Here is a 13,966-nt window from a genome sequence, read left to right as displayed (position 1 = left end):
ATCTCGGAATTTCAGGGATGGTTTGTTTTTACTATTTGGTAATATTAAATTAATTATACTTAAACTCATCATCAATAATAGACAACAACGATAAAACAAATATAAAATTCCGTTCCTGATATTGGTTGTACATGAAGTAATTTTGCGGGGTTAAAATATAATACATGGATTTAATAGAAAAACTGAACTGGAGATTTGCAACTAAAGCAATGAACGGTCAAAAAATACCACAGGAAAAAGTGGATAAAATATTGGAAGCTGCAAGATTGGCACCTACTTCAAGCGGATTGCAGCCTTTCGAAATTATTGTTATTACCAATCAGGAAATTAAAGAACAGATCAAACCTCACGCATGGAATCAGCCGCAGATTACAGACTGTTCGCACCTTTTAGTATTCGCTGCCTGGGATAATTATACGGAAGAAAGAATCAACAAAATGTTTGATCTTACGAATGATATAAGAGGCTTCAAGAATGAAGGCTGGGAAAACTACAGACAGATGTTGTTAAGTACTTATCCTCAGAGATCAGCCGATGAAAACTTCACACACGCAGCAAAACAGGCTTATATTTCTTTCGGAGCGGCAATTATTGCAGCGGCTTTTGAAGAGGTAGACTCTACCCCAATGGAAGGTTTTGTTCCTGAAGAAGTTGATCAAATTTTAAACTTAAAAGAAAAAGGTCTGAAAAGTGTTCTTTTATTACCAATAGGTTACAGAGATCCTTCAAACGACTGGTTGGTAAACCTTACGAAAGTGAGAAAACCGAAAGAAGATTTTATTACTGAAGTTAATTAATTATTAGTCATTTACATAGAAATCCCTTTCAGAAATGAAAGGGATTTTGTTTTATTTAATAAGTTTAAAATTCGAAAATTTACATAAAGTTTCATATGTAGTTTGTCATTCCATAGGAATCTCGATAATGTATTTACAATAATTTTTAAACCTAAATTTCCAAGGAACGACAAGTGTGTTGTAACTCTGTAGAAGATAAAAAAATTAATTATTCGGCTTCCAATCTACTACTGCTCTGATAAATGCTTCCGCATTTTCCAAAGGAATATTGGGTAAAATTCCGTGACCTAAATTGGCAATATATCTGTCTTTCCCAAAACGGTTAATCATTTCATTTACCATTTTTTTAATTGTTTCCGGTGTAGAGTGCAATCTTGCAGGATCAAAATTTCCCTGAAGTGTCATCGTGTGATTGGTTAACGTTCGTGCTATTTCGGGCTTAATGGTCCAGTCAACACCCAAAGCGGAAACCGGTGCCTGAATCATATCTTCCAAAGCAAACCAACATCCTTTTCCGAAAACCACAACGTGCGTCAACGGACTCAATGCATCAACAATTTGCTTGATATATTTCCATGAAAATTCCTGATAGTCAGCCGGAGAAAGCATTCCGCCCCACGAATCGAAAACCTGAACGGCAGAAACGCCTTTTTCAACTTTTCTTTTCAGGTAAGCAATCGTCGTATCTGTAATTTTCTGCAATAGCAAATGTGCCGCTTCCGGTTGCTGGAAACAGAAAGATTTAGCAATATCAAAAGCTTTACTTCCTTTTCCTTCCACGCAGTAGCAAAGAATCGTCCAAGGCGAACCCGCAAAACCTATTAATGGAATTTCATTGTCTAATTTCTGTAAAGTCAGTTCAATCGCATCAAAAACGTATCCTAAAGTATCGTTCACGTCCGGAACCACAACATTCTGTACATCTTCCATTGTTCTGATCGGATTATCCAACCACGGACCAACGTTTTCCTTCATTTTGAAATCGATTCCCATCGCTTGCGGAACCACCAAAATATCAGAGAACAAAATCGCAGCATCCAAAGGATATCTTCTGATCGGTTGTACAGTGATCTCAGAAGCCAATTCCGGAGTCTGACATCTTGTGAAGAAATCATATTTGTCACGCAGCGCAATGAATTCCGGCAAATATCTTCCTGCCTGTCTCATCATCCAAACGGGCGGTCTTTCTACGGTTTCTCCGCGAAGTGCTTTTAAATATAGGTCGTTTTTAATCATATCTTTTAGTTGATAGCTGTTGGTTTTTTAGTTGATTTTTTAAGATTGAATATTCTTTAAAGTTTCTCTTATAACCGACAACAGGTTTGATAACGTATTTTTGTTACTTGTAAAAATCTTAGATTCTGTATGTTTTGTTAATTCTTTCGACGTTGTTTTTCCTATCGAAAAAAGCATCATATTTTCAAAAGAATTCTGTTTTGCAAAACTACGAACTCCGCTCGGGCTAAAAAATACAGCAGCATGATATTTTTCAGGTATCAGAGGTTGAGTTTCTTCTGTATTATAAACGGTAACTTTTTTATATTGAATATTTTGCAGTGGAAGTTCGTTGTCGAGAACGCTTATCGCCAGATTTCCGCAAAAGTGCAGAAAACTTTCATCCTGACAATAGCTAATAATAAATTTTGAAAGGGTTTCTGCATTTTTCAATACTTTAAAAGTACCGAAACCATGTTTTCTTAGTTCACGTTTTGTTTTTTCACCGACGCAATAGATTTTATTGTAGTTTTTTGCTGTAAAATCTTCATTTGGTTTAAAGCCATTTTTAAAAAAAGAACCTACTCCATTTGAGCTTGTAAAAATCAGTGAATGGTTTTTGAGATCAAAAGGCTTTATTCTAATAGAATTTGTTTTAATTACCTCAACACAATCAGCCGAAATATTCTCTCCTAATTCTTTGGATAAAACAGCTGGGTCTATATTTTTGGTAAATAAAATTTTCATTAAGGTTTCTCTTTTAAATGTAAGTCGGCGACCTGAAGCCTCACTTTATTCATAAAATTTTTTCCGGGATCTTCTTTTGCAGTAAAATAATTGGGATCAGATTCTTTCCACAATTTAGAATTTCTGAAAACTCCATATTCCGAATGACCGATGAGGTATCCTATTTTATATTTTTGAGTTAAATATCTTATCAGCTGCGCATTGGCTGAAACTTGTTTTTCGGTAAGCGGTTCTTTTTTGCTGCCGATATTTTCAATCCCGATGGCACAGTAATTCAAGCCAATGGTATGTCTTGCGAACATATTAGGTTCCATTAATTGATAAATAGTTCCGTCTCTGTCGATAATAAACTGTGAGGAAACATTTAATGTACTCTGTTTCTTTAAAGTGTTTCTTGCGCTCTCAAGATGTGTTTTATTAAAATATTTGAAATTACTTTCTACCGTTCCGCCTGCTGTGTAGTGCAAAACAATCATTTTCGGAACAATCGTCGGGCTTTTTTGAATCAAACCGTGATGTTCATTTAAATATTCTAAACTCAACCGAATTCTCTCGTCTGAATAACTGATTGGCTTACTAATAATTTTCGGTTCATTTTTCTGTCCTGATACAAAACCTATCATCAACACAAACAAAAAACAAATAATATTCTTCATACATTTTATTTTTGGTATTGATAATGTCCGGTGATTGTAAATTTAAACAGACAGTCTTCAATCACCTGTCCGGCACCGATATTATGAACAATTAAATATCTTTTCCCGTCCGCCGACTTTTTGTTGACTACAATTCCGATGTGTGTTAAATTTCCAGGCAAAAGCCAAGTCACAATATCTCCCGGAACATACAGTTCAGGTTTTGTTTCAGTCGATTTTGATTTTCCGAATTTGGCAAAGAAAACTCTAAGGTTTGGAACTCTTCGGTGATCGATATTGGTGTCAGGCTTTTTTAACCCCCAGGTTTTCGGATATTTTGAAAAGTTTTTCGCCATATCTTCGTGTACTTCTTTCTGAAGGTCAATTCCTAATTTTCTGTACGCTCTGATCACAACATCGGTACAAACTCCTTTGTCTGCAGGAACATCGCCGTTCGGATAATCTATTGTAAAATAAGCAGGATCGTAAGTAACTTTCGTTTTTGTTAAGCTTAAAGCGGCATCAGATAATTTTTGAGAAAAAGATTGCTGTGCGTTTGTTATAAAAACACAAAATATAATCAGAAAAATAGATAGAGACTTTTTCATTGCCAGAGTTTAGAATCAAATTAAATTTGGCTCTTAATTTCTGCCATCAATTCTTTTCCGCCATTTTCCAGAATAACTTTTGCAAACTTTTCCCCGAAATTTTCTTCTTCATTATAGATGAAGTTTTCATCAGTGGCAATACAGTTTTTCCCGTCCAATGAACAAAGCGCTGCTTTGAAACGAACCTGATCTTCAAATATTTCGGCAAAAGCACCAATCGGAGCGGTACATCCGCCCTCAAGTGTACTCAGGAAATTTCTTTCCATTTCTACACAGATCTGAGTTTTTTCGTGGTTGGTTAACTGCTTTATAATATCGTTAATTTCTTTTTTATCAGAATGTCCGGCAATGGCAATTACGCCTTGCGATGGAGCTGGAATTAAAAACGGAATCATTTCATAATCAATATCCATTTTCATTCTTTTGATTCCGGCTAAAGATAAAATCGTAGCGTCAAAATCTCCTTCCTGTAATTTTTGAAGACGGGTTTGAATATTTCCTCTAATATCCGAAAATTCAGCGTGAGGGAAATTTTTTAGCCAAAATGCTCTTCTTCTCAAACTGCTTGTCGCCAGTTTCAGTTCGTGAAATTCTTTATCTTTTGCAGATTCTTTTCTTATGAGAACATCCTGAGGAAAATCTCTTTCCAGGTAAGAAACGATCTCAAGATTTTCCGGAAGTTTCGTCGGCACATCTTTTAGGGAATGTACGGCAATATCGATCTCATCATTCAGTAATGCGGTATCAAGATCTCTTGTAAAAACGCCGGTAATTCCTAAAGCATACAGCGGCTGAGTAAGATTTTTATCGCCCGAAGATATGATAGGAACAATTTCCGTTAAATAATTGCTGTTTTGAAGATGCCTCGCAACTTCTCTCGCCTGCCAAAGTGCCAATGCGGAATTTCTGGTTCCGATTCTAATGCTTTTCATTGAATTCGTTGTTTGGTTGTTCAACTAATATTTCGTGCATTAATTTACTAATTTCTTCGGCTTTTAAAGGATTATCGATGATATATTTTGCAAAACGGTTGGTGATTTTCTGAATCATTTTATCAGAAAGTTCCATATCCGTGATGTTTATGTATTTATTTTTTCTGTAAAAATTGTGCATTTCGTTACGTTCCATATTCTTCAAAACGGCTTTGAAATGATGAATATTGGGAGCCAGTTTTCTCTTTTTTTCCCATTCAAGAAACTCTTTTGTCATTTCCTTGATGATTTTCTCGGCTTTCGGGATTTCTTTTTCCCTTTGCTGAATCGTTTCCTGAATCTGTTTAGAAAGTTCATCAACATCAATCAGTGTTACATTTCCATTTTCAGTTACATTTTTATCTACGTTATGCGGAATGGAAAGATCTATAACCAAAGTTTCTCTTTCGTCCTGAAAATGAGATTTGTTGATGATTGGCTGTCTTGCGCCTGTCGCAACAATCAGAATGTCTGTATTGTTTAATTCTTTATCAAAATCAGCGAAATCAATATGAGGGATATTATATTTTTCAGAAATTTTTGCTGCGGTTTCCTGAGTTCTGTTAGCAATCTGGATTTTCGGCTGATAAACATGTTTTACCAAATTTTCAACCGTATTTTGTCCGATTTCGCCAACGCCTAATAAAAGAATGTTTTTTTCGGTAATTCTTTTCTGATTATTTAAAATATAATGAACTGCCGCATAAGAAACGGAAGCCGCACCGTTAGAAATTCCTGTTTCATTCTTAATTCTTTTCGAAATTTGAATCGCAGAATTAATAGCTCTTTCCAAAAATGGATTCGAGTTTTTTCTTTCTTTTTTGAAACGGTTGTATGCTTTTTTAATCTGTCCGATAATTTCGAAATCACCGATGATCTGACTTTCCAATCCTGCTGCCACTTTGAAAAGATGCGTTAAAGCTTCTTCTTTTGTTAAGATATTGGCAAACTGAAGAAAGTCCATCAGATTCACGCCGATGGTTTTACAATATTCTTCGGCAACCAAAAGATAATTGGGAGAAGTAGTGTAAATTTCGGTTCTGTTACACGTAGAAACTACGAATACATCTCCTAAATCTTCATCATGAATTTGGGTAACAAAGTTTTTGATATTGTCATCAAAGAATGCAAATTTGCCCCTCGTTTCTACATCAGCTTTTTCAAAACTTATAGAAAGTACGGCAAAATTCGACGTTTTATGTATATTGGAATACTGTAACATAAGCGTGGCAAATTTACATTTTTTTTGAGCAATTGCGTTTTGATAATGTATATGATAATTATCGTAAAAACCTATTTTGGGTTTGTTCTAAATAAAATTTGTTCTGTTTCAAAATCTGGAAATTTTTGATTTAGTGTTAACGTTTTTAAGAATTAATTTATGGTTTTTAATGCGGTTCTTGCTCTTTTTGTTGATGTATCAAACAATGGTCTCTTGTTTTCCGGCGCCAGGCCTGTAAAATCTTAAATTTGGTTTAAATCAAAGTCTGTAAATGCTTAAAGTAAAAGTTAATAACTGATTGTAAATTTTAATAAAATTTTAACCAAATTATATGCTTTTGAAATTTCTTGGGTTGCCTTAAATTCATATCTTTGTAACTCTTTAAAAAATCAGAAGAAAAATATGAGTTTATTCGATATGTTTACGCAAGATATTGCGATAGACCTTGGAACTGCCAACACGCTTATCATTCATAATAATAAAATTGTTATAGATCAGCCTTCAATTGTAGCAATTGAACGATCTACTGGTAAGCCAATTGCGGTAGGTGAGCAGGCAAAACATATGCAGGGTAAAACGCATGAGGATATCAAAACGATCCGTCCTTTGAAAGATGGGGTAATCGCAGATTTTCATGCTTCTGAGCACATGATCAAGGAGTTTATCAAAAAAATTCCTGGGATTAAAGGAAGATTTATCCAGCCGGCTTTAAGAATCGTTATCTGTATTCCTTCAGGAATTACAGAAGTTGAAAAAAGAGCGGTAAGAGATTCTGCTCAGAAAGTGAATGCTAAAGATGTACGATTAATTTATGAGCCAATGGCTGCTGCAATAGGAGTGGGTATTGATGTTCAAAAGCCTGAAGGTAATATGATTATCGACATAGGTGGTGGTACTACTGAAATTGCTGTTGTAGCTTTAGGTGGTATTGTTTGTGATAAGTCTGTGAAAATTGCAGGTGATGTATTTACCAACGACATCGCTTATTACCTGAGAACTCATCATAATCTTTATATTGGGGAAAGAACTGCGGAGAGAATTAAAATTGAAGTAGGTTCTGCTGTTGAAGACTTAGATGTTGATATAGAAGATATTCCGGTACAAGGTAGAGACTTAATTACAGGTAAGCCAAAAGAAATCATGGTTGGCTATAAAGAAATTGCTCGTGCTTTAGATAAATCAATTATCAGAATTGAAGATGCGGTTATGGAAACTTTATCTCTTACGCCTCCTGAATTATCTGCTGATATTTACAAAACAGGTATTTATCTTGCGGGTGGTGGCGCTTTGTTAAGAGGTCTTGCGGACAGATTACATAAGAAAACGGGTCTCCCGGTTTTTGTGGCTGAAGATCCGTTAAGAGCAGTTGTTCGTGGAACGGGTATTGCACTTAAGAATATGGATAAATTCAATTTCCTGATCAAATAAATTTTAACTTTTTTACGACCGTATATCTGAATGGGATTTTTGCTGAGATTATTTTCAAAGAATGCTCTTCTTGTTTTCTTTATATTTCTGCAAATTATTGCTCTGGTTTTGATATTCTCTAAGAATGCCATGCAGAAATCGTGGATTGCGGGTCAGTCGGCTGCGCTTAATTCATGGATTTCCGGATATATTGATGAGGGAGTTTCATATCTTAAACTAAAACAAATCAACGAAGATCTTGTGACACAAAACAAGGCTTTGATGGTTGAACTTTATGGTAAACAAGGTGCTGCAAATCCAAAATTCAGAAAAGTTCATGATACTTTAGGCGGAGGACAAATCTATACTTTTGTAGATGGAGAAATTGTTTTCAACAGTATCAACAGAAGAAACAACTATTTTACTATAAACAGAGGCCGAAGAGACGGTGTGTTTCCACAGATGGGCGTAATGGCTCCGAAAGGAATTGCGGGAATCGTTATTAATTCTACAGATAGTTATGCATTGGTTCAATCGGTTTTAAGTGTGAATAGAATCAGAATTAATGCTGCGTTAAAAAATTCAGGATATTTCGGAACATTAACGTGGAACGGAGATAATTCCCGTGTAATGCATCTGGCAGATATTCCTAAATATGTTGCTTTGAAAATTGGCGATACTGTTGTTACAGATGGGAAATCGGCAATTTTTCCTAAAGGTGTTCAGATTGGCAAAATTGCGGGTTATTCCGTAGATAATAAAACAGGATTTTGGGATATTTCAGTGGAATTAAGTGAAAAAATGGGAGCTTTGAGCAAAGTTTACGTTGTTAAAAATCTTAAAAAAGCTGAGGTTCAAAAAATTCAGGATACAATGCAGGCTGTAATAAAAAAGGAAAATGATTAGCAGGACTTTATTTACCGACATATTAATCATGATTTTCTTGGTTGCATTACAAATTTTTGTATTGAACAGGATCACCATTTTCGGGAAATACACTCCAGTGTTGTATCCCGTGTTTGTTATGTTTTATCCTTTTTTCAGAAATAAATTTCAGTTTTTGGCTTTAAGTTTTCTGATCGGCTTATCGGTTGATGCATTCCTTTATTCATGGGGAATCAATGCATTGGCAACAACGTTGGTGGCTTATTTCAGAACCTTAATTTTCAGAACATCTACAGATACATCTACAGATTTCTTCTCTTTTCAGTCCCTTCAATGGGCGCAGTTTTTGCTGTTTTTATTTTCAAGTATCTTTTTACATCAGCTTTTAGTACAGTATATAGAATTCTTTAAGTTGAGTAGATTTTTTGAAATATTACTTAATGTTGGGATAACTAGTATAATTTCCTTTATATTTATAGTTATTTACGCATTAATATTTAAAATCAAACAAAAAGTTTGAACACACGTTATTTAAAAATTTTTTCGGTTTTAGTGGTCATTGCCTTGATTTTCGTGGCAAGACTTTCTTATTTACAACTCTTTACAGACCGTTATGCTTTAAATGCAGCGAATACTTCCATTAAAATTGAATATGTCATTCCACAACGTGGAGTCATTTTCGATAGAAATGGTAAAATCATGGTGGGAAATCAGCCTGCTTATGAAATTTCTTTTACTCAGGCGCTAATGAAACCTGATTTTGATACGCTGGCTTTCTGTAATTTAATGAGGATCTCCAAAGCAGATTTAATTAAAAGAATCAATACAATTAAAAAAGAAAAATATTATTCTAAACTTACCCCAATGACTTTCCTGAAAGATCTCAGCAGGGAAGATATTGCAAGAGTTCAGGAAATTATCTTTAAATATCCAGCTTTCAGTATTGTTTCAAGACCTCAACGACAATATGAAGTTTCTACTTCGGGAAACCTTTTGGGGTATACGAGTGAGGTGAATGAAAGAGAAATCAAAAAAGATTCTACCTATTATTTACCGGGTGATTTCATCGGCAAAACGGGCGTTGAAAAATCGTATGAAAAAGAACTTCGTGGGGTAAAGGGAATGAATTATATCCAAAAAGATATTAAGCTCCGAAATGTTGGTCCTTACAAAAACGGAACTTTAGATAAAGATGTTATCACAGGAAAAGATATTACGCTAACTATTGATTATGATCTTCAGAGAATGGCTGAAGAAATGATGGTAAACAAGCATGGTGCGATTGTCGCTTTAGACCCAAATAACGGAGAAGTATTGGTTGCTGCAACCGGACCGGATATTGATCCGAATCTTTTTACAGGTCCTTATAAATCTAAAAATCTATATGCCTTATCGAAAGATACACTTTACGAAAATAAACCAACTTTCGATCGTTCTTTACAGGCGGGCTATCCTCCGGGCTCAACTTTTAAATTGCTTACAGCGTTGTCTGCAATGCAAATGGGAGTGATGGATGAAAATACTGTTTTCCCTTGTGGTGGTGGTTTTAATTATCGTGGATTAAGAATTAAAGGTCACGGTGGTGCAGATCCGTTGATTCCTGCGATTCAGGTTTCGAGTAACTGTTATTTTTCGTATGCTTATTTAGCAATAGTTAACAAATATCCTGGAAATCCTTCCAAAGGAGTGGATGAATGGAAAGCCATCATGAGCAGTTTTGGAGTTGGTGAATTTTTAAATAATGACTTTGCTGTTGGTGCAAAAGGTAGAATTCCATCCGGAGAGTTTTATGAAAAAAGAATGGCAGGCATTTATAAAGCAAGTGGTTCAAAAAAAGATCCTAAGAATTGGGATCCTTTAGCAACCGGAGCGGTTTTTAACGGAATGGGGCAGGGCGATGTCATGGTTACGCCTTTACAGTTGGCAAATTATGTTGGTGCGATTGCTAATAAAGGCTGGTACTATACTCCTCATATTGTAAAGTCCATCGACGGAAAACCAAATCCTGATAAGCGATTTAAAGTAAAACATAAAACATTAGTTGATCCTAAACACTTCGAACCTGTATTGAAAGGTATGGAAGCGGTGGTTTTAAGAGGTACAGCCCACAGTTTGAAGTCCAACGACTTTACCATGTTGGCGAAAACGGGTACAGCACAGGTTCCACAAGGAAAGGATAACTCTATATTTGTACTAATTGCCCCTGCTGATAAACCAAAAATCGTAGTGGTTGCCGTTATGGAACACGCAGGCTTTGGAGCTACTTGGGCGGGTCCGGCTTCTGCGGTAATTGCCGAGAAATATATTACCGGAGATCTGAAACGTGAAAATCTTTACAAAAAAATGACGGGCGCAAGTTTTATGCCTGAATATAAAAGACAGTGGGTTGCAGATTTAAAACGTAAAGGACTTTATAAAGATCCGGCTTTAGATTCTGCGAAGCAAAAGAGAATTCAGGATAGTTTAAAATTTATCAAAGAGCAGAAAATAAAACTGCAGAAACAGATAGACAGCGAAACCAAAAATAAAAATACAAAACCCGCTAAACCATGAAATGGGCTGAAGGAATAGATAAATTGGGGTTGGGACTCTATGTTTTGCTTTGCCTGTTTGCAATTGCGAATATTTATAGTGTAGACCAAAAATTGGGAGAAAAACAATTAATTTTCTTCTGTATTTCTTTATTTGTAGGGATAATTATTTTTATTGGAAGAAGCAAATTCTTTGAAAATATGTCGGGGATTATTTACATTGGCGGTGTATTGCTTTTAATTGGGCTTTTCCCTTTTGGTAAAGAAATTCTCGGACAGAAAAACTGGTATAAATTCGGAAGTTTTACGATGCAGCCCGTTGAATTTGCAAAAATTGGGACAGCTTTGATGCTAGCCAATTATGCTTCAGGAGCGGAATTTAATTTAAAAAACAGGAAATCACTTTTAACAACATTAGCCATTGTGGGAATTCCTGCGGTCGTTGTGTTAGCAATTCCCGATGTCGGTTCGATGTTGGTTTTTATAGCCTTTTTCATTGCTTTATATCGTGAAGGTCTGAATGGATTGTTATTTGGAATCGGATTTCTTTTTGCCGGAGTTTTTCTTATTTCTTTGGCGGTAGACCCAATTTATGTTGCCGGAGCCATTGTTTTAATTGTCGGTGGTTGGATCGCCATGAATTATTATAAAATGTCCTGGAATGTTATTTCCATTTCAAGTATTGTCGGTTCTGTTGTGATTTTATGTGGGTTGGCTTTCAGTTCGCCTTACGTTTTAGAAAAGCTGCCGAAGCACCAGAGAGAAAGGATTGAAGTTTTGTATAAGGGTGAAAAGGCTTTCAGAGATACTTCTGGGTATAACTTATTATATTCAAAAACAGCAATTGGTTCTGGTGGACTTTTAGGTAAAGGGTACCGTGAAGGTTCTGTTACACAAGGTAAATTTGTTCCTGAGCAGGAAACTGATTATATTTTCTGTACTGTTGGAGAAGAATGGGGTTTTGCCGGCAGTGCTATTTTAATTCTTGCCTATATGATCTTCATCGGGAGGATTTATTATCTGGCAGAAAAGCAGAAATCGGGCTTTAACCGTATCTTTGGATATTGTTTTGCCTCAATCCTTCTGATGCACTTTACGATTAATTTAGGGATGGTTATGGGGCTTTTCCCTACAGTTGGTATTCCGTTGCCTTTCTTTAGTTACGGGGGAAGTTCGTTGCTTGCCTTTTCGATGATGACTTTTATTTTCTTTAAATTAAATTATTCGGATAAGAATAGTTTGGTTTAAAAATTATCATTAAATCTTCAACTTAAACGAACCTCATCAATAAAATTGTATGAAAGAAACATCCATTCACGATCAAAGTTTCGACAAAATAGATTTTACGCAACAGCCTTTAGAAAAAGGAGAATACGGAAACTGTACTTTCCTGCACTGTAATTTTGAATATACGGATCTTTCAGGGTTTAATTTTAATGATTGTGAATTTATCGGATGCAACTTATCTATGGTAAAACTTTCGCAAACTGCTTTTCGTGACGTTGTTTTCAAAGACAGTAAAATGCTCGGACTTCATTTTAACGATTGTAATGATTTCGGAATGTCATTCAGATTTGACGGATGTATTTTGAATAATTCTGTTTTTTATAAAACCACGATTAAAAAGACTCAGTTTAAAAATTCAAAATTAATTGAAGTTGATTTTTCTGAATGTGATATATCAGGCGCATTGGTTAGTGGCTGTGATTTGTCCGGGGCTGTTTTCGATCGCACCAACCTTGAAAAAACTGATTTCCGAACTTCGGTTAACTATTCCATAAGTCCTTCTCAAAATAGGCTTAAAAAGGCTAAATTTTCCCTTTTAGAAGTTCATGGTCTATTGAACGTATTCGATATTGAAATTGATAAGAACTCTTAATAACAAACTACACATTTACACAAAATAAAAAAACCATCAGGATTGCTGATGGTTTCATTATTTGAATCAATTATTTAAATTAAAAATTTGTTGCGCTTGATGCCGGAGTTGTCGTTGCAAGATTATTGTAAGCTTCTCCGTTCTCATTAATAATTCTCTTTCCGAATCTATATTTTGGTCCCCAATAAGAATCATTTAATGAAGAAACCATTACTCCTTTTGACGTGGCAGCGTGAATAAATTTCACTTCTCCCTCTTCAGTTACACTTTCTACGATACCTACGTGAGAAATTCTTCTTCCGTGAGAAAAGAAAATTAAATCTCCCTTCTGAAGTTTTTCTTTCTCGATGCTTTCTCCTTCCTGAGACTGAGAAGCTGCTACTCTTGGTAAGCTAAGCCCTGCCGCAGCACCGAATACTGAAAGAACAAATGCTGAACAGTCGATACCGTTTCTTGTCATTCCTCCGTATCTGTAAGGAGTTCCAAGATAAGTCTGAGCCTCAGTTAAGATGTTGTCGATTGTTGTATTATGTCTTATAGATTTAGCAATCTCAGAATTTTTGATTGCATTTTTTGCATTGTTTAAAGAAACTGCCTTTTCAGCAAGGAAAGAGTTGATTAACTGTTGTTTATCACGCTCTGTAACGGTTGTTGATAATGAAGCAACTTTGGCATCTGTTTTGTATTCTTTAGCATAAGTTGCTGGTTTTGATGCTACATAGTTTGTAGCGCAAGATTGTAACGAAACTGTAGAAACTATAGCGACTAAATAAAACAAAACTCTTTTCTTCATATATATTTGATTAAACGTGTTAAAAAAGGATAGTATTTTTCAAAAGCATTACAAAAGTATGTATTCCTCGTAAAAGAGCCTTGATATGATAATTGTCAGGTTCTTATTTTAACACTTTTTAACGTAATTTTTACTTATGTTAAAAAAAAACAAACCGCAACTCCCTATTTTAGGCAAGTCTGCGGTTTTTTTTATTAAGATTCTTTAACATAATTATTATAGATGCTTCCTATCAACAGATCTTTATTGAAATTTATTTAATAAATCAATTCGTAA

At 35.2% G+C, this 13,966-nt stretch carries 14 protein-coding genes; 7 read left to right on the top strand and 7 right to left on the bottom strand.

Annotation, left to right across the window (positions count from 1 at the left end):
• Positions 1–164 precede the first annotated feature (164 nt).
• Entirely contained in the window at positions 165–797 is a 633-nt protein-coding gene (locus tag ASG22_RS13370; RefSeq protein WP_055985423.1) for an NAD(P)H-dependent oxidoreductase, read from the top strand.
• A 204-nt stretch (positions 798–1,001) separates the two neighbouring features.
• Here ASG22_RS13370 and hemE read toward each other — a convergent pair whose 3' ends face one another.
• From hemE to hemA, 6 genes are read right to left on the bottom strand one after another with little or no spacing between them, the layout of a single operon-like run.
• Complete coding sequence (gene hemE / locus ASG22_RS13365) at positions 1,002–2,033, bottom strand: uroporphyrinogen decarboxylase (RefSeq protein WP_055985420.1); 1,032 nt, start codon at positions 2,031–2,033, stop codon at positions 1,002–1,004.
• A gap of 39 nt (positions 2,034–2,072) precedes the next feature.
• A complete protein-coding gene (locus tag ASG22_RS13360) occupies positions 2,073–2,759 on the bottom strand; it encodes a uroporphyrinogen-III synthase (protein WP_055985417.1) in 687 nt (228 codons plus the stop codon).
• Positions 2,759–3,415, bottom strand: a complete 657-nt coding sequence (locus ASG22_RS13355; protein ID WP_055985415.1) for a peptidoglycan recognition family protein — start codon at positions 3,413–3,415, stop codon at positions 2,759–2,761. Before ASG22_RS13355 ends, ASG22_RS13360 begins: the two co-directional genes overlap by 1 nt.
• Before the next feature lie 5 nt (positions 3,416–3,420).
• Positions 3,421–4,002, bottom strand: a complete 582-nt coding sequence (locus tag ASG22_RS13350; protein ID WP_055985412.1) for a DUF1287 domain-containing protein — start codon at positions 4,000–4,002, stop codon at positions 3,421–3,423.
• Positions 4,003–4,022: 20 nt separating this feature from the next.
• Positions 4,023–4,934 (bottom strand): hydroxymethylbilane synthase, encoded by a 912-nt coding sequence (gene hemC / locus ASG22_RS13345; RefSeq protein WP_055985409.1) that lies wholly within the window; start codon positions 4,932–4,934, stop codon positions 4,023–4,025.
• Positions 4,921–6,195, bottom strand: a complete 1,275-nt coding sequence (gene hemA / locus ASG22_RS13340) for a glutamyl-tRNA reductase (protein ID WP_055985406.1) — start codon at positions 6,193–6,195, stop codon at positions 4,921–4,923. The genes hemC and hemA overlap by 14 nt, the downstream gene beginning before the upstream one ends.
• Positions 6,196–6,597: 402 nt before the next feature.
• On the opposite strand from hemA, the gene ASG22_RS13335 reads away from it, so the two are divergent.
• The 6 genes from ASG22_RS13335 to ASG22_RS13310 are packed head-to-tail and all read left to right on the top strand — an operon-like array spanning position 6,598 to position 12,897.
• Complete coding sequence (locus ASG22_RS13335; RefSeq protein WP_055985403.1) at positions 6,598–7,623, top strand: rod shape-determining protein; 1,026 nt, start codon at positions 6,598–6,600, stop codon at positions 7,621–7,623.
• 30 nt (positions 7,624–7,653) lie between these two features.
• A complete protein-coding gene (gene mreC, locus ASG22_RS13330) occupies positions 7,654–8,508 on the top strand; it encodes a rod shape-determining protein MreC (protein ID WP_055985401.1) in 855 nt (284 codons plus the stop codon).
• Complete coding sequence (locus ASG22_RS13325) at positions 8,501–9,007, top strand: hypothetical protein (RefSeq protein ID WP_055985397.1); 507 nt, start codon at positions 8,501–8,503, stop codon at positions 9,005–9,007. The genes mreC and ASG22_RS13325 overlap by 8 nt, the downstream gene beginning before the upstream one ends.
• Complete coding sequence (locus tag ASG22_RS13320) at positions 9,004–11,040, top strand: peptidoglycan D,D-transpeptidase FtsI family protein (protein WP_055985393.1); 2,037 nt, start codon at positions 9,004–9,006, stop codon at positions 11,038–11,040. The genes ASG22_RS13325 and ASG22_RS13320 overlap by 4 nt, the downstream gene beginning before the upstream one ends.
• Positions 11,037–12,266, top strand: coding sequence for a rod shape-determining protein RodA (gene rodA / locus ASG22_RS13315; RefSeq protein WP_055985391.1), 1,230 nt, complete (start codon positions 11,037–11,039; stop codon positions 12,264–12,266). Before ASG22_RS13320 ends, rodA begins: the two co-directional genes overlap by 4 nt.
• A gap of 49 nt (positions 12,267–12,315) precedes the next feature.
• Positions 12,316–12,897, top strand: coding sequence for a pentapeptide repeat-containing protein (locus ASG22_RS13310; RefSeq protein ID WP_055985387.1), 582 nt, complete (start codon positions 12,316–12,318; stop codon positions 12,895–12,897).
• Between the two features lie 79 nt (positions 12,898–12,976).
• Here the strand turns inward: ASG22_RS13310 and ASG22_RS13305 are convergent, their stop codons facing one another.
• Positions 12,977–13,690 (bottom strand): C40 family peptidase, encoded by a 714-nt coding sequence (locus tag ASG22_RS13305; protein ID WP_055985384.1) that lies wholly within the window; start codon positions 13,688–13,690, stop codon positions 12,977–12,979.
• Positions 13,691–13,966 lie beyond the last annotated feature (276 nt).

This window comes from Chryseobacterium sp. Leaf405, from assembly GCF_001425355.1.
In the GTDB taxonomy this organism is placed as follows: Bacteria; Bacteroidota; Bacteroidia; order Flavobacteriales; family Weeksellaceae; genus Chryseobacterium.
This window is presented reverse-complemented; position numbering and strand designations above follow the sequence as displayed.

Coding starts and splice junctions, on each gene's coding strand:
- ASG22_RS13370 (WP_055985423.1), top strand. CDS start 165: ATGGATTTAATAGAAAAACTGAACTGGAGATTTGCAACTAAAGCAATG.
- hemE (WP_055985420.1), bottom strand. CDS start 2,033: ATGATTAAAAACGACCTATATTTAAAAGCACTTCGCGGAGAAACCGTA.
- ASG22_RS13360 (WP_055985417.1), bottom strand. CDS start 2,759: ATGAAAATTTTATTTACCAAAAATATAGACCCAGCTGTTTTATCCAAA.
- ASG22_RS13355 (WP_055985415.1), bottom strand. CDS start 3,415: ATGAAGAATATTATTTGTTTTTTGTTTGTGTTGATGATAGGTTTTGTA.
- ASG22_RS13350 (WP_055985412.1), bottom strand. CDS start 4,002: ATGAAAAAGTCTCTATCTATTTTTCTGATTATATTTTGTGTTTTTATA.
- hemC (WP_055985409.1), bottom strand. CDS start 4,934: ATGAAAAGCATTAGAATCGGAACCAGAAATTCCGCATTGGCACTTTGG.
- hemA (WP_055985406.1), bottom strand. CDS start 6,195: ATGTTACAGTATTCCAATATACATAAAACGTCGAATTTTGCCGTACTT.
- ASG22_RS13335 (WP_055985403.1), top strand. CDS start 6,598: ATGAGTTTATTCGATATGTTTACGCAAGATATTGCGATAGACCTTGGA.
- mreC (WP_055985401.1), top strand. CDS start 7,654: ATGGGATTTTTGCTGAGATTATTTTCAAAGAATGCTCTTCTTGTTTTC.
- ASG22_RS13325 (WP_055985397.1), top strand. CDS start 8,501: ATGATTAGCAGGACTTTATTTACCGACATATTAATCATGATTTTCTTG.
- rodA (WP_055985391.1), top strand. CDS start 11,037: ATGAAATGGGCTGAAGGAATAGATAAATTGGGGTTGGGACTCTATGTT.
- ASG22_RS13310 (WP_055985387.1), top strand. CDS start 12,316: ATGAAAGAAACATCCATTCACGATCAAAGTTTCGACAAAATAGATTTT.
- ASG22_RS13305 (WP_055985384.1), bottom strand. CDS start 13,690: ATGAAGAAAAGAGTTTTGTTTTATTTAGTCGCTATAGTTTCTACAGTT.